Source organism: Streptomyces sp. W16 (genome assembly GCF_033194735.1).
Classification (GTDB): domain Bacteria; phylum Actinomycetota; class Actinomycetes; order Streptomycetales; family Streptomycetaceae; genus Streptomyces.
Genome location: NZ_JAWOAI010000094.1, coordinates 1 through 24,144, shown reverse-complemented (window position 1 = coordinate 24,144; position 24,144 = coordinate 1). Strand labels below are relative to the sequence as shown.

The following is a 24,144-nucleotide window of genomic DNA, read 5'->3' as shown; positions in this document are numbered from 1 at the left end:
GAGGCACTGGCGGACGGCACGCACGGCACCCGGCGCCGGCAGGCCGCCGTGATGCGCGCCCGGGCACACGTTCTGGGCGGCGACGTGAGCTCGGGCCGTACGGCCCTGCTCGCGCTGCTGGACGAGGCGCGCGGCCGAACCGGCCCCGAGGAACGTCAGACGACGATGGAGATCGCGCAGGGCCTGTCCTGGACCGGCGACGGGGATCTCGCCCGCCGCGTGCTGGACACGGTGATCGAGGGGGTGCGCCGCGACAACGCCCCGGCCCTCCTGCCGTACGCGCTGCTGGCGCGGTGCCACGTGGAGATGTGGTCGCGCTGGCCGATGGCTCGCGCGGACGCCACCGAGGCGCTGCGCTGGGCGGAGGAGTTCGGCCATCTGGCGATGACGGGGTACGCGTTGATCCAGCTCGCCCGGCTGGACGCCCTGCACGGCGACTTCGCGGACTGCCGCAAGCGGGTGGCGCAGTACGAGCGCTGGTGCGGGAGCCGGCTGCGCGGCCTGGCCCTGTTCGCACGCGGTGCGCTCGGTACGTCCGCTTTCGCCGCCGGTGACGCCGAGGCGGCGCGTACGCACCTGGAGGCCGCGTTCGCGCTGGCCGACGAGATGGGACTGGTCAACCCCACTCTCATGCCGTGGGTGGCCGACCTCGCCGAGGCTCGTCTGCGCACGGGGGCGAGGGAGGAGGCCGTGGCCGTCGCGGACTGGCTGCGGGAGCGGGACACGGCGACCGGTCTGGCGTGGCCGGCGGCCGCTCACGCCCGATGCCGGGTGATGCTCGCGCGGTCCGCCGAGGAGGCCGCCGACTGGCTGGCCGTCGCTGAACGCGTCCATGCCGACAAGGAGATGGCCTTCGAGGCGGCGCGGACCCGGCTCGTCGCGGGAGAGGTGCTGCGCCGGTTCCGGCGGCCGTCGGCGGCACGGGAGCCGCTGCTGCTCGCGCAGCGGACGTTCACCGCGCTGGGCGCTGTTCCGTGGGCGGTCCGGGCCGAGGCGGAGATCGCGGCGACCGGACACCGCTCCGCCGTCCACGGGGACGAACCGCCTCCGGTGGCTCTGCTCACGCCGCAGGAGCTCCAGGTGGCGCGTGCCATCGGCGAGGGCCTCAGCAATGTGGAGGCGGCGGCGTCGCTCTTCCTGTCCCGCAAGACGATCGAAGCCCATCTCACCCGCGTCTACCGCAAGTTGGGCGTCCGTTCCCGCTCGGACCTGGCGCGCTGCCTGGCCCGTGCCGGGGTCACCGGGTAGCGGGCCGCGGGCGGTCGGGGTGCGGCGCAGTCCGGTGCGGGCAGGACGTGCGTGCTGCCCGCACCGGGTGGTTCAGGAGACCTGCGAGGCGTCGACCAGGACGACCCGGTGGTTGTACTGGATGGTGTAGTACTGGGCGGCGCCGGTGACGTAGGTGTCGCCCGTGACGAAGAAGTCGTCGGCGCTGACCGGCGGTTGGGTGGCCACGTAGGCCTGGCCGGCCGGGAAGGTGTAGAGGGTCAGGGGCTTCTGCGTGGACGGCGACAGGCCTGACGGGTACTCCGATGCCTGCGGGTAGCCGGAGCCGTACAGGGTCGCGGCCTGGTCGCCGGAGTGGACGACGGTGGCGTCCGGCGCGGCGCAGGTGTTGACGCCGTGGGGGTTGTAGAACCACACCTTCGATCCGCTGAACCAGATGGCGGTCCAGTCGCCGTCCACGTCGGCGACCACGAACTGCTGGCCGGCCGAGACGGTGCTGCCCCAGTCGTGGATCGAGTCGGTTCCCGCGCTCGCACCGGGGTGGATGGCCGGGTCGGCGAACAGGGGCGCGTCGGCGCCGGCGGCGGTGCGCACGGGAAGGAAGTCGGAGGGCGCGGTGGTCTCGGTGCACTCGGTGGTGGCACCGGTGGGGTCGTCGGCCGGGCAGACCTGGACGGTCTGCTCGTTGGTCGCGAACTCCGGGCTGATGGTGACCGCCGAGCCGACCGCCGGGACGTGCCGGGCGGCGCTGTGCGCACGGGCCCCCCTCGCCGGGGCGACCATGTCCATGAAGGCCGTCCAGTCCCAGTAGGGGCCGGGGTCCCAGTGCATGCCCCTGATGTAACTGTCCTGCGGGCCGGGCACGTTGTCGTGACCGATGATGTGCTCGCGGTCGAGCGGGATGTCGAACCTCGCGGCGAGGTACTTCACCAGATCGGCCGTCGCCCGGTACTGCGTCTGCGAGTACCAGGTGGCACCGTGCGCGGCGTAGCCCTCGTGCTCGATGCCGATCGAGTGCATGTTGAACCAGTAGTTGCCGGCGTGGAACGCGATGTTCTTGGTGGGCGTCATCTGCGTCACGGCCCCGTCCGAGGCCCGCATGACGTAGTGCGCCGAGTCGCCGGAACCGGCTGTCTGGAAGGTCTTGATCGCGGCGTCGTAGGACGACTCGGTGTCGTGCAGGACGATGTACTTGATCTGCACTCCGTCGCCGGGCCGGCCCGCCACCTGCCCGTTGGAGGCGGCAGCGGCGAGGAACGTGCAGTCCACGGTGGGCGGGCACTCGGTGTCGGTGTCCGTCACGGCGGCCTTCAGCTTCAGCTCGGACAGCTGCTGCGTCTCGGGGTGGACCGCGCGCCGCGCCGGGAGTCGGACGCGCTGTCCGTCGACGGTGGTGCGGGAGGCGCCCGTCGTCACGGTCTCGAAGACGCGGTCGGCGAAGAGCTGTGCGGCCTTCTTGTCCGACGACTGGCTGTACTTGGCCACCGCCCCGTACCAGTCGGCCGGGTCGGCGGATCCCTTCCCGGTCAACTCCTTCTGGTACGAGGCCAGTAGGGCTGCGCCGGCTCGGATGTTCTCGCCGTCGTCGGTGCGCAGTTTCGCCGCCGGAGTGCCGGTGAGTTCGGCCGCCGCGTCGAGGGTGTGCAGGGCCGGGTCCGCCGTCAGCTCGGCGAGGTCACCACGGCCGGCCGCGCCCGCCGCGCCCCCGGACACCATCTTGGCGGTGACGTCCGTGAGGTTCATCGGGCCGAATCCGCCCGAGGTGTTGTACTGCCCGTCGTGGTCGTCCCACTGGGACTCCTGGTACGACACGGCCAGCAGCACCGGCAGCGGCACACCGAACTCCTTCGCGGCGTCGGCGAAGGAGGACTGCCGGTCGGCGGTGGAGGAGGGCTGGGCGGCCTGCGCCATCGACGGCAGAGCGGCGAAACAGCCCGCGGCCACGACGCCGCCGGCCAGAATCCCGGCCAGCGACTTCCGAGAGGATCTTGAACGCGAGGATTCCTGCAACGAACTTCCCTTGCACGTAGTGCCCGGATACAGACGTACGGGGCGACGCCTGCCTTCATCGGCTCCCACAACTGGTCAGTGTTGGAGCGTAGTTGACCGGAAAGCAGGAGCGGCACAGCACCGCCGCAACGCAGGATCACGCAAGAAGTTGCGCATCTTGCATTCGCTTGCAGCCCCAGAGCGCAAGCGCGCAAGCATCGTCGAGTCTGGCGAAAATCGTGCCGCCCAGGCTGTAGACCTGTCCATGTCACTCTGCAATATTTCGATGAAACAACGCAAAATCCTGCCTACCGAACATGCCACCCCTGCACCACTCCGTCAGGAATGAGCCGCCCTCGCCGCCCCACCGGCGCGCGAGCCTCCGCAGGAAGCGACCCCCGCATGACTCGACACAAGCAGAGATCCCCCGGGCGGCGCGCAGCGACCGCCGCGCTCGCCGCCACCGTCATGGTTCTGGGCCTGCCCGCCGTCGCCGCGCACGCGGCCGGTGGCCCCAACGCCGCAGCCGACGCCAGGACTTCGGCGGGCAGCACCCGTGGAAAGCACACCGCCGCGAACATCACCGACGGCGACCTCGACACCTACTGGCAGGCCGGAAAGAAGTCGGCCCAGTGGGTGCAGACCGACCTCGGCAAGAGCAAGCGCGTCCGCCAGGTCGTGCTGCGGCTGCCGGAGGGCTGGCAGTCCCGCAAGCAGACGTTCGCGCTCCAGGGCAGCGACGACGGCAAGAGCTTCGCCACCCTCAAGTCGTCGGCGCAGTACGTCTTCGGCCCCGCCAATGACAACACGGTGAAGGTCTCCATCCCCGCGACGCTCGCCCGTTACGTACGCGCCGACTTCAGCGCCAACTCGGTCGCCAGCACAGCCCAGTTGGGCGAGATGCAGGTCCTCACGACCGCCGCGTCGACCCCCAACCTCGCCCAGGGCAAGCCCTTCAGCGAGAGTGGGCACGCCGATGTCTACGGCGCGGCGAACGCCGGTGACGGCAACCGCGACACCTACTGGGAGAGCACGAACAACGCCTTCCCGCAGTGGCTCCAGGTCGACCTCGGCTCGTCGGTGAAGATCAACCAGGTGACGCTGCGGCTGCCCAGCGGCTGGCCGAGCCGCAGCCAGACCTTCAAGGTCCAGGGCTCGACGGACAACCAGAACTTCACCGACCTGACGGCCTCGAAGGCGTACACCTTCGACAGTTCCAACGACCAGTCGACGACGATCAGTTTCGACACGACCACCACGCGGTACGTGCGTGCGCTGTTCACCGCCAACACGGGCTGGCCCGCAGGGCAGGCGTCCGAGCTGGAGGTCTACGGGCCGGTCACCGGCGATACCCAGGCGCCCACCGCCCCGTCCAACCTGGCCTACACCGAGCCGGCCACCGGGCAGATCAAGCTGACCTGGAGCGCGGCCACCGACGACACGGCCGTCACGGGCTACGACGTCTACGCCAACGGCCAGTTGAGGGCGAGCGTCGCCGGGAGCGTGCTGACCTACACCGACACCCAGTCCGCCGCCGACGACGTCACCTACTTCGTGCGGGCCAAGGACGCGGCGGGCAACGTCTCCGCCAACAGCAACAGCGTGACCCGCAAGGGAACGAGCGGCGACACCCAGGCGCCCACCGCGCCCGGCAGCCTCGCCTACACGCAGTCGGGCAGCGACGTGAAGCTCACCTGGCAGGCGTCGAGCGACAACGTCCAGGTGACCGGCTACGACGTGTACGCCAACGACCAGTTGCTCAAGTCCGTTGCGGGTGACGTGACTTCGTACACCGACACCCCGTCGGCGACGGCCACGGTCACCTACTACGTGAAGGCGAAGGACGCCGCCGGGAACGTGTCGGTGGCGAGCAACAGCGTCACCCGGGCCGGGAACGGTGCCGGGTCCGACCTCGCGCAGGGCAAGCCCATCGAGGCGTCCTCGTACGTCTTCACCTATGTCGCCGCGAACGCCAACGACGGCCAGATCGCGACCTATTGGGAGAGCGGGGGCGGTGCCTACCCGGCGACCCTCACCACCAAGCTGGGGGCCAACGCCGACCTGAGCCAGGTCGTCGTCAAGCTCAACCCGGACGCAGCCTGGTCCACGCGCACGCAGAACATCCAGGTGCTCGGCCGTGACCAGGACGCGACCGCGTTCACGAGTCTTGTCGCGGCGAAGGACTACACGTTCAACCCGGCCACCGGCAACACGGTGACGATCCCGGTCTCCGGCGCGGCGGCCGACATCCAGCTCAAGTTCGCCTCCAACACGGGCGCCCCTGGCGGGCAGGTCGCCGAGTTCCAGGTGATCGGCACCCCGGCCGCCAACCCCGACCTGAAGGTCACCGGTATCACCAACTCGCCTGCGGCTCCTGTCGAGTCGGACGCCATCAGTCTCTCCGCGACCGTCACCAACAGCGGCAGCAAGGCGTCCAAGGCCACCGACCTGAACTTCACGCTCGGCGGCACCAAGGCCGCCACCGCCGACGTCCCGGCCCTCGCGGCAGGCGCGTCGGCGACGGTCACGGCGAGCATCGGCACCCGGGACGCGGGCAGTTACCCGCTCGGCGCCGAGGTGGACCCGTCGAACAAGGTCATCGAGCAGAACGAGGGCAACAACACCTTCACCCGCTCCGACGCCCTCGTCGTCAAGCCGGTCTCCAGCTCCGACCTGGTCGCCGCACCGGTGGCCTGGACCCCGTCCAGCCCCTCCGCGGGCGACAACGTCACGTTCAGCGTGGCGATCAAGAACCAGGGATCGGTCGACTCGGCCGCCGGCTCCCACGGCGTGACACTCACGGTCCAGGACGCGAACGGCGCCACCGTCAAGACACTCACCGGCTCCTACAGCGGCACCATCGCCTCCGGCCAGACGACCGCACCGGTCGCCCTCGGCTCGTGGACGGCCGCCAACGGCAAGTACACCGTCAAGACGGTCATCGCCGACGACGCCAACGAACTCCCCGTCAAGCGGACCAACAACACCACCACACAACCCCTGTTCGTCGGCCGCGGCGCCGACATGCCGTACGACATGTACGAGGCCGAGGACGGCACGATCGGCGGAGGCGCCACGGTCGTCGGCCCGAACCGGACCATCGGCGACATCGCGGGCGAGGCGAGCGGCCGCAAGGCGGTGACCCTCAACTCGACCGGCCAGTACGTCGAGTGGACCACCCGCGCGGCGACCAACACCCTGGTCACCCGCTTCTCCATCCCCGACGGCACCGACTCCACCCTCGACGTCTATGTGGACGGCCAGTTCCTCAAGGCGATCGACCTCACCTCCAAGTACGCCTGGCTGTACGGCAACGAGACCGCGCCCGGCAACTCGCCCAGCGCCGGAACCCAGCGCCACATCTACGACGAGGCGAACCTCCTGCTCGGCAGGACCGTCCCGGCAGGCTCCAAGATCCGCCTCCAGAAGGACGCGGCCAACACCTCCACGTACGCCATCGACTTCGTCAACACCGAGCAGGCGACGGCGATCCCGAACCCGGACCCGGCCGCCTACGCGGTCCCGGCCGGCTTCTCCCAGCAGGACGTGCAGAACGCGCTCGACACGGTCCGCATGGACACCACGGGCAAGCTCGTCGGCGTCTACCTGCCCGCCGGGGACTACGAGACGTCCAGCAAGCTCCAGGTCTACGGCAAGGCGGTCAAGGTCGTCGGAGCCGGGCCGTGGTTCACCCGCTTCCACGCCCCCGCCTCGCAGGAGAACACCGACATCGGCATCCGGGCCGAAGCCACCGCCAACGGCTCGACGTTCTCCGGCTTCGCCTACTTCGGCAACTACACGTCCCGAATCGACGGCCCGGGCAAGGTCTTCGACTTCTCCAACGTCTCCAACATCACCATCGACAACATCTGGGTCGAGCACATGGTGTGCATGTACTGGGGCGCCAACACCGACAGCATGACCATCGAGAACTCCCGCATCCGTGACACGTTCGCCGACGGCATCAACATGACGAACGGCTCCACGGACAACCACGTCGTCAACAACGACGCCCGCGCCACGGGCGACGACAGCTTCGCCCTCTTCTCGGCGATCGACGCGGGCGGCGCCGACGAGAAGAACAACCTCTACGAGAACCTGACGTCGACCCTCACCTGGCGTGCGGCCGGTATCGCCGTATACGGCGGCTACAACAACACCTTCCGCAACATCAGGGTCGCCGACACCCTGGTCTACTCCGGCATCACGATCTCCTCGCTGGACTTCGGCTACCCGATGAACGGCTTCGGGACCGATCCGACGACGATCGAGAACGTCTCCCTGGACAGAACGGGCGGCCACTTCTGGGGCTCCCAGGTCTTCCCCGCCATCTGGGCGTTCTCGGCCTCCAAGGTCTTCCAGGGCATCCGGGTCAACGACGTCGACATCGACAACTCCACCTACGGCGGAGTGATGTTCCAGACCAACTACGTAGGCGGACAACCGCAGTTCCCGGTGAAGGACACGATCTTCACCGACATCTCCATCACCAACTCCAAGAAGAGCGGAGACGCGTTCGACGCCAAGTCAGGGTGGGGCATCTGGGCCAACGAGCTGCCCGAACCCGGTCAGGGACCGGCCGTCGGTTCGGCCACCTTCGTCAACCTGCGGATGAGCGGCAACGCCCAGGACATCCGCAACACCACGTCCACCTTCACGATCAACGTCCAGTAACTCCCGCCGCCAGAAGCTGAAGCGGGGCCGCCCTTCCTGACAAGGGCGGCCCCGTTTCGCTGTGCGTGTGTCCGTGCCTACCAGCCGACGGCGACCAGGAGCCACTGCGGACTGGCGTGCGAGATGAAGGAGGACTGGCCCGCGACATCGTCGTAAGGGAAGCCGTAGGCAAGCTGGTTGATGGCGTTGTCGTGCCAGAACTTGGCGTAGTAGTTCGCGGGCGCCGCCTTGTAGAACTGCGCCGGGTCGGACTGCTGCGACGCCGGCAGGGTCGCCACATGGCGGTTGAGGGCGGCGCACATGTTGGGGTCGGCCGACAGCGAGGCGGCGCAGCCAAAGATGTCGGAGGTGGCCGCGTTCACGCCGACCGACTGGGCGTACGACGTGAAGTAGCCGGCGTTGGCGCCGCCCGCGCGGAAGCTCGGGTCGCTGCCGGGCGCGATGATCCGGTACGGCGCCTGGGTCTGGGCCAGCACCTTGAACTGGGCCGGCACCGCGTCGGTGAACCGCTGGAAGGTGGTGGCGCGGTCCTCGGCGAAGGTCGCCCGGTTCTCGCCGACCTCGGTGTCGTAACCGTCCTTGCTGTGCAGGCGCATGGCGAGCTTGAGGCCGAAGGCGTCGACGCGGGTGGTGTTGCCGTTGAAGACGTTGCTGCCGACCGTGAACTCGATGAAGTCGTAGTAGGAGCTGGTGGGCGAGCCCAGGTAGAAGTACATGCGGCCCGCGGAGTTGGCGGGCATGTCGAGGTAGGGCTGCTCGGCGATGGAGTGCGTCTGCCCGTTGAAGCTCCAATACACCTGGCTGTCGGGGTACTTGCCGTTGGTGCGGTTGAGGATCTTCACCTCTACCGCGTTGTTGGCCGCCGGTATGTCGGTGGTGCTGCCCCAGAAGTCGTCGGGCGGGGTGGTGCTTCCGGGGCCGTAGACCTGGAACTCCCAGAGGGAGTAGCCCCATTGGGTGGCCCGGGCGGTGCCGTAGACGCGGACGTAGCGCCCACTGCCCGTGACGGTGATGTTCTGGGTGCCGCCCGTCGAGGTGGTGGTGGAGTAGACGGTGGTCCAGGTGCTGGCGTCGGTCGAGGTCTGGATCTGGTAGCCGGTGGCGTAGGCGGCCTCCCAGTTCAGCGAGACGCGGGAGAGCTGCTGCACGGAGCCCAGGTCCACCCGCAGCCACTGCGGATCGGCGAAGGCGGAGGACCAGCGGGTGCCGGTGTCGCCGTCTACGGCGGCGCTCGCGGGGAAGGACGCGTTCTCGGTCGAGGACGCGGTGGCGGGCCGCCCCTGGGACAGCAGTTGGTCGGCGGCGCGGGCGGGCGAGGGGGTCAGGGCGGCGAAGCAGGCGACGATCAGGACGACGACCAGACCGAGAGCGGTGCGGGAACGTACGGCGGCGGGTGAAGGTCTGCCGAGTGGGCCGGATACGCCGGCGGAGGTCTGCATGGGGGGTCTCCTCAGGTTTGGGAGCGCTCTCCCCGGGTTGTAGCCGCGCCTCTGCCCGACGTCAACAACTGAAGCCGAACTCATGGCAGTTCGGGGAGATCGTGCGCGTGGCTGCGCGGCTCCGTTCAGGAACCGACCGCATTACTCGCCCCAACTCACCGTTTCTCTCCATGACTTGACGCGTCTGGTATGGACCTTCACGGTGGCCGTGGGAGTGGTGTCGGTGCGCTGTCGGCCGTCGGTGGCGGTGTCGTCGAGGTGTCGGTGGTCTGTCGGCGGGGCCTGGGACGTTCTGCGGAGGTCCTGCCGGGCGTCCATCCGGCAGGCGTGAACATACGAGGAATCACTATGACCACTCACGTCACGATCATCGGTGCCGGGCTCGGCGGTCTCACACTCGCCCGCGTCCTGCACGTCCGCGGAATCCCGTCCACGGTCTATGAGGCGGAGTCCTCCGCGGCGGCGCGTACACAGGGCGGACTGCTCGACATCCGCGACTACAACGGCCAACTGGCCTTGCAGACAGCCGACTTGATGGACGAGTTCCGCGGTCTCGTCCTGGAGGGACGGCAGGCGATGCGGCTCGTGGACCGGGACGGGAAGATCCTTTTCGACCAGCCGGACGACGGTACCGGTGGCAACCCCGAAGTGCAGCGCGGCGAACTGCGGCAGATGCTGCTCGACTCGCTCCCGGCCGGCACCGTCCGGTGGGGGCACAAGGTCAGCGGTGTCCGTGCCCTCGGCGACGGCCACCACGAGGTGTCCTTCGCCGACGGCGCCACCGTCACCACGAGCCTGCTGGTCGGCGCGGACGGCGCCTGGTCACGCGTCCGGCCGCTGCTGTCCGACGCGGTACCCGAGTACATCGGCATCTCGTTCGTCGAGACCTATCTGTTCGACGGCGACACCCGGCACCCCGCCGGCGCGAAGACCGTCGGCGGCGGAGCGCTGATGGTGCTTGAGCCGGGAAAGGGAATCCTGACTCACCGGGAGCGCGGCGGGAACCTGCACACCTGGGTGCTGCTCTCCAGGCCGCAGGACTGGTTCGCCGGTATCGACTTCACCGATCCCGCCGCGGCCACCTCCCGGATCGTGCGGGAATTCGACGGCTGGGTGCCGGAGCTCACCTCCCTGATCACCGACGGTGAGACCCCTCCGGTCCTGCGCATGCTGCACACCTTGCCCATCGACCACCGGTGGGACCGGACAGCGGGTGTGACCCTGCTCGGCGACGCCGCCCACCTCTCGGCCCCGAACGGCGAAGGCGCCAACCTGGCCATGTACGACGGCGCCGAACTCGGCAAGGCCATCGCCGCACACCCCGACGACACGGAGACCGCGCTCACCGAGTACGAGCAGGCCCTGTTCCCCCGCAGCGCGGCAGCCGCCGCCGATGCCCCCGATCTCTACGAGATGCTGGGGGACGACACACCCCACAACCTGATCGACAAGTTCACCGGGAACTAGGTGTATTGGCACCAGTCGCTGGCGCAGGGCTGTAGGTAGGCCCGTTCGTCGAGCAGGGTGCGGTTGTTCATCCCGGTGCCGGGACGTTCCGGCTCATCCCAGGAAGTTCAACCGCACCTGACGGCTGGGGTTGTCCCGCAGCGCCGACACGATGCCGCCGTGGCTGCGGCCGTCCGCCGTCGGAGTTCCCGCGGGGCTAGGGCCTGTCCGACGGATCAGGTCGCAGGAAAGTGACGGTGCCTGATCAGCTCCGGTGAGCGGGGCGTGGTGCGTGCAGCTGCAAGGCGGAGGAGGGAGTCGACGCGATGGGGGTCCCCCCGGTCGAGCGAAGCCGAGACTGGGGGAGTCGGCGACCGACGACAACGCCGCTGGGGGTCCCCCACGCCCTTAAGGCAGTGGGGGAGTGCGTGCCACGCCCCGCGTCTGCGACGGGATCCGCCGGACAGGCCCTAGTGTCTGCCGGGTGAGCACAGACGACGCGAACCGGCGGTGGACACGGTCCATGCCCGAGGCCTACGAACGCCACCTGGTGCCGGTCTTCTTCCACCCCTTCGCCATCGACCTGGCCGCCAGAGCAGCCGCGCTGCGCCCCCGCACCGTCCTGGAGCTCGCCGCCGGAACCGGAGCGTTGACCTCGGCCCTGCTCACGGCGGTGCCCACGGCCTCGGTGGTGGCGACCGATCTCAACGAAGCGATGGTCACCGCAGGATCGGCACGGGAACCGGGTGCGGAGTGGCGGCAGGCGGACGCCCAGGACCTGCCCTTCGAGGACGGCAGCTTCGACCTCGTCGTGTGCCAGTTCGGGGTGATGTTCTTCCCCGACCGGCCCGCTGCCTACGCCGAGGTGCGCCGGGTCCTGACCCCGCAGGGGCGGTTCTTGTTCAACAGCTGGGGCCCGCTGGCCTCGCACGGATTCGGGGCCGCCTTCCAGACTGCCCTGGAACAGTCCATGCCCGACGGAGCCCCACCGTTCCTGAAGGACGTGCCCCACGGCTACTCCGACCCGGCCGTGGTCACCGCGGACCTCACGGCCGCCGGACTGACCCTGGCCGGCGCCGAGGAGGTCACGCTGGAAGGCGTCGCGGAGTCCGCGGCCTCCGTCGCCACCGGGTTCCTCACCGGCACACCGGTGAGCGCCGCCGTACAGGCCCGCGAAGACGCGAAGGCCCTCCAGGCCGCCGTCACACAGAAGATGACGGACCAGCTCGGCACCGGGCCCGTGACGGCGCCGATGACCGCGACCATCTACACAGCGCACCAGTAGGCATGGCCCTCCCCATCCGCTGAGCACGGCCACCGGAACCGGGCGCGGCTCCGGCCTGGGCGTGTAGCGCCGGGTCGTGGAGGGAGCTATCTCGCCGCTGCACTGATTCGGCGCCGCCAACTCCCGCCGCACAGCGCCGACTTGACCGGTCTGCGCGGGTGCGGGAGAAGGGGGCGGTGGAGATCGCGGAGCGAGGTGGGGCGGTCACAGTGCGGTGACGTCGGTTCGCCGGTTGTCCGGCTTGAACGGCAGCGCGGTGACCGTCGCCCGGATCTCCCGCTGGGGGGTGCCCGGTCGGCCCCACAGGACGACGACCTCCGTGCCGGGTGCCGTGTGGGCGGCGTCGAGTACGCACAGGGAGATCATCGCCCGCAGGGTCGGGCTCACCGTGCGGCCCGTGGCCACGCCCACCGGATCGCCCGACACCAGCACCTGGTCGAAGTGGGGGCCGCGCGAGCGGGGCAGTTCCATCTGGTCGGGCAGCTCGGCGCCGCTCAAGAGCGAGGTGAGGACGGCGGAGACATCCTGTCCGTGCCAGCGCAGACCGACCAACTGACGGCCGGGAACGCCCTTTTCGGCGTCCTCGACCAGAGCGTCCCGGCCGATGAAGTCGCGGTCGGGGACGCCCTTGCGGAACCCCCAGCCGAGTTCGCCCGGCTTGCGGAAGTAGTCGGTCACCCCGCCCGCCGGGACGAAACTGCCGCTGGGCGTGCCCTTGCGGAACTGCCTCGGCGCACCCGGCGTGAGGATCGACGCCGGCAGATAGTCCAGACCGTTGGTCGCGATCCCGGCCTCGATGTGCTGAACAGGCTGGGCGCGGAAGCCGAGTTGGCGGATGCCGACGTCCTGCCCGCTCGCCACGACCGCCGCCCAGATCGCGTTGGCGTGTCCGGCCGGCCCGTGCAGCTCGTACCCCAGCTCGCCCGAGATCCCGGTGCGCAGGACCCGTACCGGGATCCCGTCGACCGTCGACATACGACTGCGGCTGAAGCCGATGTCGCGGAGATCGTCGCCCGTCAGCTTCTCCAGCGCGGCCAGGGACGCCGGGCCCTGGATGCCGAAGATGAACAGGTCGGGGCTGACGTCGGTCGCCGCCGCGTCCCAACCACCCTGGCTCAGCTGCCACAGCAGCCAGTCGCAACTGCCCGCGGTGTAGAGGAACTCCTCGGCGCCGAGTCGGCACAGCACACCCTCGGACGCGATCCAGCCGTTCTCGTCGAGCTGTACGTGATGCTTGATCTGCCCGGTCTCGAAACGGGCCAGGTCCCGCATCCCCAACCGGCTCAGGAACGCGAGCGCCTGCGGGCCGTGCACCCTCACCTTGTGCAGCGAGGTCCAGTCGCCGACATAGCACGACCCGACATGCACGGCGCTCTCCTCGACCCAGTCCGAGTACTCCTCGGGGAGCAGGAGCTGAGCGAACCGGCCGTAGGTGCCCCGCGTGTTGCCCTCGTCCTGGGCTGCGGCGGCCGGGCTGAACATCGCCGGCCGCTCTGTGATGAACGGTGCCTCGTTCAGCCGGAGGACCGCTTCGTAGGTACTGCGCTGTTGTGCGACCAGGTCCATTTCACACTCCATCGAGTGGACGTCATCGTCCAGAGCGTCGTCGGGGCACCGGCCACCGACTAGATCGATTAAGTCGGACGGTAACAGCCGGTTTCGGACAAGGCGAGAGTCGTGACGCACCGGTGATCGGTCCCCCAGCGCAAGCAATGCGGAACTTCTGCGCAACGCCGGGTGGTTCAGGACCTGCGGCGCACGCGTCGCCGTACCGGCAGCTGCAGCTGCAGCAGGTCCGTGCCCAGCACCATCGATCCGCCGAAGTCGGCCCGGCGTGCGCTGTCGCGGAGCAGGCGGCGCCAGGTCGCGTCGGAGACCACGGTCTGCTGTCCCGGGCCGAGGTGGGTGGCGAGCAGTGTTCCCGCGTCCGACTCGGCGGCGATCCGGCCCAGTTGCGCCACGTCCGTGTGGGTGGAGGTGATGTGGTCGATCAGCGCCTGGGGCAGGCCGAGACTCGCGAGACCCGCCGGGTACAGGGCCTCGTGGACCAGGACGTCCGCGTGCGCCGCGAGCCTGATGATGTTCGGGGTCGGTGCCGTGTCGCCGGAGAAGACGACGCTTCCGTGGTCCGTGTCGAAGCGGTAGGCGTAGGCGGGGAACACCGCGCCGTGCGGGACGAGGACGGCGGTGACCTTCATGTCGTCGTTCTCCATGACGGTGAACGGCGCCATGGCCGGCGCGGAGTTCGTCGCCGAGGCGCCGACACCCGACGGCGGCAGTACGTCGTGGACGTTGAGCATGGTCGCCGGGTCGATTCCCGCGTGCTCGGTCATGAAGAAGGTCGGCGAGGCCGCGTACGCCTGACCGGCCAGCTTCGTCATCTCGACGGTGCCCGGCACGGGTCCCGGAGCGCCGGTGACCGTCGAGGCGATGCCTGCGGAACCGGGGCCGTAGACCTCGATCGGGCTCTGGAAGCCCTGCGCGCCCGCGGCGCCCGCCGACAGCAGCGGGAACGAGTAGTAGTCGACGATGTGGTCGGAGTGCAGATGGGTCAGGAAGATTCCGGCCAGCGACGGCATCGACAGACCGGCGCGCAGGTATTGCGTCACCGCTCCGCGTCCACAGTCGACGACATACGTTCTGCCGTTCACAGTCAGCGCCGACGAGATGCCGTACCGGTTCGCCAGAGGCGGCGGCCCGCCGTTGGTGCCGAGCAGCGTCACGGACAGGCCGCTGCCGGAGGACACGGATCCGGTGTTCGTCGCCGCCGCGGCCGGCTCGGCGCCGAGCAGTGGTACGGCGACGGCAGCGGCGGATGCCGCCATCGCGCCCAGCATCGTCCGGCGGGACGTCGGTTCACCCAGGGGTTCGCACATGAAGAGACAGCTCCTTCGCGGCTCGATTCGCGTTGCCACAGTGGCCACACCGAGCACACCTGTCCACCATCCGGTAGAAAATATGAGCTACCGGGGCGAACCATAAGGTTTCGCTCCGTGCAAGTGTCGGCGGATGTCAACGGCCGATCGTGGGAATCGGGTTCTCCGCGAACCACTGGGTGAGGAACTCCAGGAAGACCGTGACCTTGCGCTGGGTGCCCGGCCCGGGCCCGTGGATCGCGTAGAGCGGCCGGTCGGGTGCCGCCAGGTGGGGAAGCTGAATCTGGAGGGCCCCGGAGACGAGATCGTCGTAGGCGGACCGCTGGGGCAGCAGGGCGATGCCGCGCCCGTGGACGGCCGCCTTCTGCAGGGCGATGTAGGAGTTGGACGAGAAGGCCACGTTGCGGATCTTGTGCAGCGTGGAGGTGGGGCCGTGCCCGATGCGCCAGACCGGGTCGTTGACGTGCACCAGGCAGTCGTGGGCGGCCAGGTCATTGGGGTGTGTCAGGGGGCCGTGTTCGTCGATGTACGTTTTCGACGCGCACAGGACGAAGGGCAGCGAGGCGATCTTCTTCAGCCGGACATTGGAGTCCCGGAGGTCCCGGGTATGGAACGCCAGGTCGAAACCGCCGTCCAGGAAGTCGTACGTCCGGTCGGACATGCCTCCCAGCTCGAACCGGATCTGGATTTTCGGGTGCGTAGCGGAGAAGGCGGCGATGGCGTCCCCCAAGTCCAGGCTCCCTATCCACTTCGGGCAGATGATGCTGAGCACTCCCTCCGCCCGGTCGTGCAGATCCGCGATGCTGGAGTCCTCGGCGTCGATCTCCTTGATGATGCGGGAGGCGAACTCGGCGTAGCGCAGGCCCGGTTCGGTCAGGCTCACCGAGCGGGCCGTGCGGTTGACCAACCGGACGCCGACCTGTCGCTCCAGCTCGGCGACATGCCGGGACACGAGTGACCCCGACGACCCCAGCGCCTTGGCCGCACCGCTGAAGCTGCCGAGGTCGGCGACGATGACGAAACAGCGCATGAGGAGCAGGCGGTCCATGGCGGTCCTCCGGTCGTCCATGGCACCGGTGTCCCTCCGGGCCGCGTCGAACATGGGGCGATGCAGTTGGGCGGAGCCGTCTCGCAGGCGACGAACCTGGACGGCAGGCGACGGCAAGGCGGAAGACCGTCAGGGTCACGTCGGCGACAGCCTTTGCCGTTACTATATCGATCTAGCGATTGTAGCTTCGTCGGAGCCGGCAGAGAAGCCGGCCGGCTCTCCGGCATCCGCGTCAACCTGATCCGCTTCGGCTCCTTCGTCGCCTCCGACACCCTGTTGTCGCCGGTCTTCGCCTCGGTCTCCTACGGAGGTGTCCTGGTCGCAGCGGTCACCATCTCGACCTTGCCGCGCCGCCGCGGTCCGTGACCGGCCCGCCGGCACCAGCGGGCAGGCACCTAACATGGCCGGTGTGAGGATGACTGCGACCGACCGGCGACAACTCATCACGCGGGCTGCGGGTGAGCTGTTCATCGCGCGCGGCTACGCCGGTGTCTCCATGGAGGACGTCCTGACGGCGGTGGGCGGCTCCAAGGCGACCCTCTACCGCTATTTCACCGACAAGAGCGCCCTGTTCCGCGCGTCCGTGGAGGCGCTGTGCGACGAGTGGTCCCAGCCGCTGCACACGTTCACGCCTGGCAGCGAGAACCTCACGGAAACCCTGGTCGCGCTCGGTGAACACTTCGCCGGCGTCGTCCTCACGCCCGAGGCGATCGCCCTGCACCGCCTGGTCACCTCGGAGGCCGTACGCATTCCCGGGCTCGGCGAGGTCTTCGCCGAGCACGGGCCGAACGCGGGCCACGCGGTGCTCGGGCGCTGCCTCCAACAGGCCTGCGACGACGGCCTGATCAAGGTCGAGGACCCGGTGCGAGCTGCGGAACAGCTCTACCAGGCCATGCTCGGCCACGCCCAGATGCGACTGCTGACGGACGCACCGGTCAAGCTGACCGACGCCGAGATCCATGCGTCCATCAACGAGGCGGTACGGGTCTTCCTGCACGGCGTCTCCGTCGACCCGGTCTGACCTTCCCCACGGAGCCCGCCGCAGCCGGCACATGCCTTGCCCTCGAAGCGTACTGGACCGTACAGTACGGTCGCCCGAGTGTCAGGCGTGAAGGGACGGCCGATGCCGACGACGACGATCCGAGCCGAACATGTGGGAAGCCTGTTGCGCCCCGAGGAGCTGCTGGCGGCACGCGCCGCACACCGGCGCGGCGCGCTCACGGACGAGCGGCTCGCGGAGCTGGAGGACCAGGCCGCGGCAGCCGCGGTGAAACTGCAACAGGACGCCGGGATCCAGGTCTTCACCGACGGCGAGGTACGCCGGGACGACTTCATGGCCTCCGTGGTGGAGACGGTCGGCGGGCTGGCACCCGCCGAGGAGTCATCGGCCCGTCCGCGCTGGATCCGCGACAGCGACGGCGCCGAACTCGACGGCGACGTCGCGTCGGTGGCCATCACGGCGCCCCTGTACCGGCGGACACCGCTGTCCCTCGCGGAGGCGCGCTGGCTGTCCGGGAACGCACCGGGACCGTACAAGATCACCATGGCCAGTCCGACGATGGTCGCGGGCTTCTGGCGGCCGGGCGTGTCGGACGACGTCTATCCGACCCGGCGGGACGCGGTGGCGGCGCTGGCCGACATCTACCGGCAGGACATCGCCGACCTGCTCGACGCCGGCGTCTCCTGGCTGCAGCTCGACTCTCTCGCCTACTGGGCCAACATCGACCCCGAGGCCGCGCGGATGCGCCGGGTGACGGACCTGGAGGGGCATCTCTCCCACATCATCGACACGGACAACGGCCTGATCCGGTCCGCCCGTTCGCGGCGCCCCGGCATGACCGTGGCCATGCACTTCTGCCGGGGCAACATGCGCAGCGCCTGGTCCGCCCGGGGCGGCTACGAGCCCATCGCCGAGCGGGTGTTCGGCGAGGTCGAGGTCGACCGCTTCCTGCTGGAGTACGACACGGAGCGCTCCGGCGGCTTCGAGCCGCTGCGGTTCGTGCCGCCCGCCAAGACCGTCGTCCTCGGGCTGGTGTCGTCGAAGGTGGCCGAGCTGGAGTCGGTCGACACGCTGCGCCGGCGCATCGACGAGGCGTCGCGGTATCTGCCCCTGGAACAGCTCGCCCTCAGTCCCCAGTGCGGGTTCGCCTCGACGAGCCAGGGCAACCTGCTGACCGCCGACGACCAGCGCCGCAAACTGGAACTCGTCGCCGAGACGGCACGTCTCGTCTGGGGCTGACGACGGAACACCGCCCCGGGGCCCGATGTGGCGGGCGGGTACTCGGGGGCCGGAACGGCGGAGGTCTCAGGCACCGGGGTGGGCGGCGAGCCGTTGGTGCGGCTTCGCGTCGTAGGGCGAACCGTTGGACGCGATGGCCAGCAGCCTCGCCGCCTTCAACTCGGTTTCCTGCCACTCCCGTTCGGGGTCCGAGCCCCAGGTGATGCCCGCTCCGGCGCCGAAGTTCAGGCACTGCCGGGCCCGGTCGATCCAGAACGTGCGGATGCCCACGGCCAGTTCGCCGGTGCCGCGGTCGGCGTCGATCCAGCCGATACCGCCGCAGTACGGCCCGCGCGGTGCGGTCTCCAGGGCGGTGATGACGGCGAGGGCGCTCTCCTTCGGAGCGCCCGTGACGGATCCCGGCGGGAAGGCCGCCGCCAGCATCTCGGGCCATCCCGCTCCGTCCCGCAGCTCCCCCTGCACCGAGGAGACGAGGTGGACGAGTCCGGGATGGCGTTCCACCGCGCACAGGACCGGCACGGTGACACTGCCGGTGGCGCACACCCGGCCGAGGTCGTTGCGGACCAGGTCGACGATCATCACGTTCTCGGCGTGGTCCTTCTCCAGGAGATCAGCCTCGGTGCGCCCGGTGCCCTTGATGGGGCCCGACTCGATCACCCGCCCTTCGCGGCGCAGGAAGAGCTCCGGGGACGCGGTGGCCACCTCAAGTCCGAGGCCCGGCAGCCTGATCAGACCCGCGTACGGCGCGCGGTGGCGCGCCGCCAGCCGGTCGGCCAGCGCCTCGATGTCGGCGTCGGCGTCGATGGGCGCCGACAGAACACGGCACAGGTTGGCCTGGTAGACCTCGCCGCGCGCGATGTGCTCGCGGATCCGTCGTACGCCTGCCGTGTACGCGTCGCGGTCCAGCGAAGTCGTCCACAGCCCGGGCGCGGGCCCGTCCCATCGGGCAGCTCGGGCGGGGTGTCGCGTGGCGGGCCGTACGTCGCGGAATCGGGCGCAGGTCAGGCGTCCTTCGAAGTCGGCCACGACGGCCCAGAAGCCCTCGGAGTCGAGCGCGGCGGGGTCATGGGTGACGTCGATCAGTCCGGTCGCCACCCGGCCACCGAGCCGGGCCAGCGGCGGGAGTTGCATCATGTCCGGCACCTTTCCTCAGCTCGGACGAACAGCGCGGGTACGCAGCACCGCCGCCCTGGGCGCCGACTGCCCAACTCGCTTACGCGGGCACGGTCTTGGGCACGGCATTCCACTCGGCCGCGCGGAGGGTGTTAACCATCAGCATGGCGATGGTCATCGGGCCGACCCCGCCCGGTACGGGGGTGATGCGGCTGGCGATGCCGTCGAGTTCGGCGGCGCGGACGTCACCGGTCAGGCCCTCGGGGGTGCGGTGGATGCCGACGTCGATGACGGTGGCGCCGGACTTGACGTGCTCGGGGCCGACGAGACCCCGTACTCCGGTGGCGACGACGACGATGTCCGCGGGGCGGGTGACGGCTGCCAGGTCGGCGGTGAACTCGTGGGCGACCGTGACGGTGGCGCCACGCCGCAGCAGCAACTGGGCCAGGGGGCGGCCGACGAGTTCGCCCCAGCCGACGACGGCAACGCACGCGCCCTTGATCTCGATGCCTTCGGCGTCGAGGAGTTCGATGACGCCGCTCGGGGTGCAGGGGCGCAGCCCTCGTTCGCCGCGGGCCAGCCGGCCGGCGCTGGCCGTGGTCAGGCCGTCGACATCCTTGGCCGCGGGGATCCGGTCGATCAGGGTCGCGGCGTCGAGCCGGGCGGGCAGGGGCAGTTGGAGGAGGATGCCGGAGACGTCCGGGTCGGCCGCCAACTCGTCGATGACCGCGGCGACTTCGTCCCCGGAAGCATGCCGGGAGAGGTGTCGGTGGAAGTCGCGCATGCCTGCCTCACGGATGGCGCGGCGTTTGGCGGCGACGTAGACGGCGCTGGCCGGGTCGTCGCCGACCAGGATGGTCGCCAGACCGGGCACCGGTCCCGAGGCCGCGGTCTCGGCGACCCGTGCGGCGACCCGGGCCCGGATGTCACGGGCGATCCGGGCCCCGTTGATGGTGGTTGTCATGATGGCGAACCGCTTTCTGCTGGTGAACGCTGCACCCGGTGAAGAGGACTACCCGCCGAGGTCGCGGCGGGCCGACCGCGGATGTGCAGATGTACGGCGCCGGGACCGCGCGCCGGACGCGGGGGCCTGCCGTGTCCACCGCCCCCGGTATCCGGGGGCGCGACACAACCACCGTTCCCTGCACGGGCGTTGGGACGAGATGTGGTTCAGGCGAAGACGATGGTGTGCTTGCCGTTGCGGATGACCCGGTCCTCGGCGTGCCACAGCACCGCGCGGGAGAGGACGGCGCGTTCGACGTCGGCGCCGCGACGGGTGAGGTCGCCGGCGGTGTGGGCGTGGCTGACGCGCACGACGTCCTGCTCGATGATCGGGCCCTCGTCGAGGTCCTCGGTGACGTAGTGGGCGGTGGCACCGACCAGCTTGACGCCGCGTTCCTTGGCCTTGGCGTAGGGGCCGGCGCCGATGAAGGCGGGCAGGAAGGAGTGGTGGATGTTGATGATCGGCACGCCGACCCGCTCGATGAAGTCCCCGGAGAGGATCTGCATGTAGCGGGCGAGGACGACGAAGTCGACGTTGTCCTTGAGCAGCCGCAGGTGTTCGGCCTCGGCGGCCGACTTGTCCGCTCCCATGGAGGGGACGTGGAAGAAGGGGATGCCGAACGACCGCACCTCCTCCGCCGTATCCGGGTGATTGGAGATCACCATGGCGATGCTGACGGGGAGTTGACCCTGACGGTGGCGCCAGAGCAGGTCGAGCAGGCAGTGGTCGGACTTGGACGCGAAGATCGCCACCCGCTTCGGCACGGACAGGTCGCGCAGGGTGTAGCTGAGGCCGTACGGCTTGACCAACTCCTTGTCGAAGTCGGCGCGCAGGCTGGGCAGTTCGGCCCGCAGACCGTCCAGTCCGAAGACGGTGCGCTGGAAGAAGGCGCCGCCCTGCGGGTTGTCGGAGTACTGGTCGAGGGACACGATGTTGGCGCCGTGCCGGCCGAGTACCGAGGTCACGGCCGCGACGATGCCGGTGGCGTCGGCGCCCTGGACGATCAGCGACGCCTGGTGCCCGGCTCCCCCGGTCTTCTTGGCGATGCTGGTGGGCGCGGCCTGCGTGACGGTCATACGAGGTTGTCCTTCCTGAACTGGGCGATCCACTCGGACGTGGCCCGCAGGCCGCCGAAGGTGTAGAAGTGGATCTTTATGTCTCCGTGGCGGGCCGGGTCGTGGCCGTCCGCGAGTGCCCGCAGGAACTTGTCCGGGCCCGCGGTGCCCATCAGGTTGGTGATGGACAGGCCGTACTTCTTGGCGATGGAGGCGCTGGTGCCGACGCCGAACCGGGTAGCGTACGACATCAGGCGCCGTACTCCCGCCGGTCCGGGGACGCCGATCCGGACGGGAAGCGTGATGCCCTCCGCGCGGACCTTCTCCAGCCAGGCCAGGACGGGATCCACGTCGAAGCCGAACTGGGTGATGACGCTGCCGTCGAGTTCCTGCTCGGCGATGGACGCGTTCTTCTCCCGCAGCGCGGACCACAGCGCGTCCCCGGCGATGTCCGGGTGGCCCTCCGGGTAGCCGCTGATGCTGACGTGCCGGACGCCGTACTCCCGCAGCAGTCCCGTCTCGATCAGCGCGAGCGAGTCCTCGTAGGGGCCCTCGGGGCGGGTGGGGTCGCCGCCGACGGTGAAGACGTTGGCGCAGGTGCCGTCGGCCCGCAGGGCGGCGAGGAACTCCTCGAACTCGGCCTGCGAGCCGAGGCGCCGGGCGGAGATGTGCGGCACCGGCACGAAGCCGAGGCGTTTCACCGCCCGGGACGCCTCCAGGCGCAGTTCGAGGTTCTCGTTGCCGAGGAAGGTGACGTTGATGCGGGTGCCCTGCGGGATGGAGTGCCGGGCCTCCTCCAGCTTCGGGACGTCCTTGCCTGTCATCTCCAGGGAGAAGTCCTCCAGCAGCGATGTGCTCACCGCCGCCGAGGCTGTGCTGAGGGGGTTCATCGTGCTCCTTGTCGACAGTTGGTAAGGGAGGGCGGGGCGCCGTGGGGTGCGTGGGCCGGCATTCGGCGAGGGCGGCGTGTGGCCGGATGCATGACGCTGCCTCCGGCCACACGCCGTGCGCGGCGCCAGGCAGCTCCGGCGAAGTCCGGCGCCCCAAAGGGGTGCGGGGAACTGCGCGACCAGCCCCCACAGACCCGCAGACGACAAGCCGACCCCGCGGAGCGCCTACGCGTTACGCCGGTACTCCGTGCGCGCATGCCGGTCGAACGGGCTGGCCTGAACCGTGGCGCGGATCCGAGGGAACCCGAGGTCGGCCTCGGGGTCGGTACCGGGGCCCGGGTGCTCGCCCCAGACCACGGTCACCTCGGTGCCGGGCTCGGCGTGCGCGGAGTCGATCAGCGTCTGCGCCAGCACGGTGCCGACCGGGTCGATCGACGCGGTCTGCATGGTCGTACCGACCAGGCCGGCCGAGGTCTCCACCCGGTGGCGGGCGTAGGTGAGGACGAAGCCGGGGTCCTCTCCCCCGCCGACCACCCGGCGTACGTCGTCGGCGTCGAAGACCAGGGTGACCTTGGTGCGGCGGGGCTCGTCCTTCGCCTTGAGCAGGGCGTCGCGGCCGTGGAAGTCGTGCCCGAAGTGGATCAGCTTGCCGTAGCCCAGCTCGTACGGGGAGACGTAGAAGTCGGCGATGTCCTCCGAGAAGTAGCTGCCGTTGAGGGGACGCTTCCCCTCGATGCCGAACAGGGGCAACCAGGCGCGGTATTCCGCGAGTTCGGGGTCGACGTAGATGCCCGGGACCGGCGAGGGGATCCAGCCGCTCTCCACACTCGGCGTGGTGTACGCGAGCGCGCCGACCTGGACCAGGCCCAGTGGTTCGCCGGCCTTGAGGAACGCCTCGTGCACATACGCCGCGTGCTCCCACGGGCCGATGAACTCGTAGCCGGCCTGTCCGGCCATGCCGTGGCGCAGCGCCTCGAAGGAGCGGCCGTCCAGGGTGACCGGTGTGGAGTGGAAGAACTTGGTCTCCGGCAGCGGGCCACCGAAGACCTTCTCGATCAGCTCCAGTGCCAGCGGGCCCTGGATCTGGTAGCGGAACAGCTTGGGGTCACCGCCGCCGGGGCGGAAGGCGGAGGACGTGTCGGTCTCGAAGGCGACGTCGTAGCCGCCCTTCTCCGCGTGGTACTGCACCCAGTGCTGGGCGGCGGGGACACCGCTGAGGAGGTACTTGTTCTCGGCGCGCCGGGCGAGGATGCCGTCGGTGACGATCTTGCCGTCCCGGGTGACCGGTACGTACTGCTTGGCCTGGCCGATCGCGAACTTCTCGAAGTTGTTGGCGCCGTACTCGGCCAGCACGCGGGTGGCGTCGGGGCCCTCGATCCACAGGTCGTACATGTGGTGCGAGAGGTTGAGCAGCGCGACGCCCTCGTGCCAGGCCGCCTGCTCCTGGCGCCATCCGACGTACTCCCGCTCGACCACCTCCGGGGTCCACGGCTCGGCGTTCGGCTGCCACAGCAGACCGATGGGCGAACCGGCCTTGTCGATGCCGTCCTGAAGACTGGGGATTGCCATTGCGGCTCCTCTCAAAGCCATCTCCACCGAAGTACTAAATCGATCTAGTGACGCGGCTCGTCACAATCGGCTCACTTCGGGAGAAAAAGGGGGATCGCTAGAACGATCTAGCGCAAGCTAGCAGACGCGTTTGGAGCTTGGCGAGACTCGTGCAGCACCTTTCTGCACCGGCTCCGCGCGACGGTCTCCGACTCCGGGAGGCGGCGGTCACCCGCCCAGGCCGCGGCCACACACACCGCGTGCAGGCTGGAGCGGACGTCGTGCACGCGCACACAGAACGCGCCGGCCGCG

16 protein-coding genes are annotated in these 24,144 nt (G+C 69.6%); 6 read left to right on the top strand and 10 right to left on the bottom strand.

What is annotated here, in order from left to right; genetic code table 11:
* Positions 1-1,248, top strand: a 1,248-nt coding sequence (locus R6V09_RS15315) for a LuxR C-terminal-related transcriptional regulator (RefSeq protein WP_317881948.1), incomplete at its 5' end; no start/stop codon positions are given.
* 72 nt (positions 1,249-1,320) lie between these two features.
* On the opposite strand, the gene R6V09_RS15310 is transcribed toward R6V09_RS15315, so the two are convergent.
* Complete coding sequence (locus R6V09_RS15310; RefSeq protein WP_317881952.1) at positions 1,321-3,138, bottom strand: peptidoglycan recognition family protein; 1,818 nt, start codon at positions 3,136-3,138, stop codon at positions 1,321-1,323.
* A 480-nt stretch (positions 3,139-3,618) separates the two neighbouring features.
* Here R6V09_RS15310 and R6V09_RS15305 point away from each other — a divergent pair, with 480 nt between their 5' ends.
* Positions 3,619-7,890, top strand: a complete 4,272-nt coding sequence (locus R6V09_RS15305; RefSeq protein ID WP_317881947.1) for a discoidin domain-containing protein — start codon at positions 3,619-3,621, stop codon at positions 7,888-7,890.
* Positions 7,891-7,967: 77 nt separating this feature from the next.
* Here the strand turns inward: R6V09_RS15305 and R6V09_RS15300 are convergent, their stop codons facing one another.
* A complete protein-coding gene (locus R6V09_RS15300) occupies positions 7,968-9,329 on the bottom strand; it encodes a beta-1,3-glucanase family protein (RefSeq protein ID WP_317881946.1) in 1,362 nt (453 codons plus the stop codon).
* Positions 9,330-9,677: 348 nt separating this feature from the next.
* Here R6V09_RS15300 and R6V09_RS15295 point away from each other — a divergent pair, with 348 nt between their 5' ends.
* Both R6V09_RS15295 and R6V09_RS15290 read left to right on the top strand, forming a co-directional pair.
* Positions 9,678-10,796, top strand: coding sequence for an FAD-dependent oxidoreductase (locus R6V09_RS15295; RefSeq protein ID WP_317881945.1), 1,119 nt, complete (start codon positions 9,678-9,680; stop codon positions 10,794-10,796).
* Positions 10,797-11,298: 502 nt separating this feature from the next.
* The gene (locus tag R6V09_RS15290; protein WP_317881951.1) at positions 11,299-12,060 is read left to right on the top strand and encodes a class I SAM-dependent methyltransferase; all 762 of its coding nucleotides are present in this window, start codon (positions 11,299-11,301) and stop codon (positions 12,058-12,060) included.
* Positions 12,061-12,264: 204 nt separating this feature from the next.
* Here R6V09_RS15290 and R6V09_RS15285 read toward each other — a convergent pair whose 3' ends face one another.
* The 3 genes from R6V09_RS15285 to R6V09_RS15275 all read right to left on the bottom strand — a co-directional run bounded on the left by R6V09_RS15285 (position 12,265) and on the right by R6V09_RS15275 (position 15,984).
* The gene (locus R6V09_RS15285; protein ID WP_317881944.1) at positions 12,265-13,626 is read right to left on the bottom strand and encodes a glycine cleavage T C-terminal barrel domain-containing protein; all 1,362 of its coding nucleotides are present in this window, start codon (positions 13,624-13,626) and stop codon (positions 12,265-12,267) included.
* A 176-nt stretch (positions 13,627-13,802) separates the two neighbouring features.
* Positions 13,803-14,936 carry an MBL fold metallo-hydrolase gene (locus R6V09_RS15280; protein ID WP_317881943.1) on the bottom strand — a complete coding sequence of 378 codons (1,134 nt, stop codon included), beginning with the start codon at positions 14,934-14,936 and terminating at the stop codon, positions 13,803-13,805.
* A 136-nt stretch (positions 14,937-15,072) separates the two neighbouring features.
* Positions 15,073-15,984: a LysR family transcriptional regulator gene (locus R6V09_RS15275; protein ID WP_317881950.1), complete on the bottom strand. Its 912-nt coding sequence runs from the start codon at positions 15,982-15,984 to the stop codon at positions 15,073-15,075.
* Between the two features lie 415 nt (positions 15,985-16,399).
* Here R6V09_RS15275 and R6V09_RS15270 point away from each other — a divergent pair, with 415 nt between their 5' ends.
* Positions 16,400-17,005: a TetR/AcrR family transcriptional regulator gene (locus R6V09_RS15270; protein ID WP_317881949.1), complete on the top strand. Its 606-nt coding sequence runs from the start codon at positions 16,400-16,402 to the stop codon at positions 17,003-17,005.
* 102 nt (positions 17,006-17,107) lie between these two features.
* Complete coding sequence (locus R6V09_RS15265; protein ID WP_317881942.1) at positions 17,108-18,223, top strand: cobalamin-independent methionine synthase II family protein; 1,116 nt, start codon at positions 17,108-17,110, stop codon at positions 18,221-18,223.
* A gap of 66 nt (positions 18,224-18,289) precedes the next feature.
* Here R6V09_RS15265 and R6V09_RS15260 read toward each other — a convergent pair whose 3' ends face one another.
* From R6V09_RS15260 to R6V09_RS15240, 5 genes are all read right to left on the bottom strand, one after another.
* Positions 18,290-19,357, bottom strand: a complete 1,068-nt coding sequence (locus R6V09_RS15260; RefSeq protein ID WP_317881941.1) for a chorismate-binding protein — start codon at positions 19,355-19,357, stop codon at positions 18,290-18,292.
* A 79-nt stretch (positions 19,358-19,436) separates the two neighbouring features.
* Entirely contained in the window at positions 19,437-20,300 is an 864-nt protein-coding gene (locus R6V09_RS15255) for a bifunctional 5,10-methylenetetrahydrofolate dehydrogenase/5,10-methenyltetrahydrofolate cyclohydrolase (protein WP_317881940.1), read from the bottom strand.
* 206 nt (positions 20,301-20,506) lie between these two features.
* Positions 20,507-21,415 carry a formyltetrahydrofolate deformylase gene (gene purU, locus R6V09_RS15250; RefSeq protein ID WP_317881939.1) on the bottom strand — a complete coding sequence of 303 codons (909 nt, stop codon included), beginning with the start codon at positions 21,413-21,415 and terminating at the stop codon, positions 20,507-20,509.
* Positions 21,412-22,284 carry a methylenetetrahydrofolate reductase gene (locus R6V09_RS15245; protein WP_317881938.1) on the bottom strand — a complete coding sequence of 291 codons (873 nt, stop codon included), beginning with the start codon at positions 22,282-22,284 and terminating at the stop codon, positions 21,412-21,414. The genes purU and R6V09_RS15245 overlap by 4 nt, the downstream gene beginning before the upstream one ends.
* 225 nt (positions 22,285-22,509) lie before the next feature.
* Positions 22,510-23,853, bottom strand: a complete 1,344-nt coding sequence (locus R6V09_RS15240) for an aminomethyl transferase family protein (RefSeq protein ID WP_317881937.1) — start codon at positions 23,851-23,853, stop codon at positions 22,510-22,512.
* Positions 23,854-24,144 lie beyond the last annotated feature (291 nt).